We start from the raw sequence: 518 nt of genomic DNA on the forward strand, positions 1-518 counted from the left end.
CCAACCTGCTGATGATCATGGATGATGAAATCACAGCGAATCACATTCGCGTACAATGACTGGAAATAATCTGAAAGAGCAGGCAGTCCTTCTAAGCGATGAGCCGAATCTTCAAACACCACATCTTGGTGATAAACGTCTTTCAGAAGATGCAGGTTCGCTTTGTTAAGCTTCTGGTAAATGTCTCCAACCGACTGTATGTCCATTCTTTCGCTCCCAAACGTCACTGATGGTTGTACAAAAATATTATATGTACAAGATAGACCAATTAGAAAAAGTTGTACAAAAAAAAACTTGTATAACTTTGTTTCTGCGCTTTGATTTTTAGAAAGTAGTACGTAATCAAATTGGTGAGCGATCATCAGGCAAAAAAAAGGCTTGGTAAAAACCAAGCCTTTTCAAAAAACTATGTAAGTCGTATTACTGGTTACGTAGCGCCGCAATACGTTTATCTAGTGGTGGGTGGCTCATCAGTAGCTCTGTTAGAGACTGCTTACCGTTGATACCGAAAGATCGGA

At 39.8% G+C, this 518-nt stretch carries 1 protein-coding gene and 1 pseudogene; both read right to left on the bottom strand.

Translation table 11 applies throughout. From position 1 onward, the window contains the following. On the bottom strand, positions 1–206 hold a 206-nt coding region (locus tag R7O13_RS30885), incomplete at its 3' end, for a nuclear transport factor 2 family protein (protein ID WP_318305721.1). A gap of 214 nt (positions 207–420) precedes the next feature. After that, positions 421–518: pseudogene (locus R7O13_RS30890) on the bottom strand (protease HtpX); the annotation flags it as partial.

This window comes from Vibrio sp. Y176 (assembly GCF_033438945.1).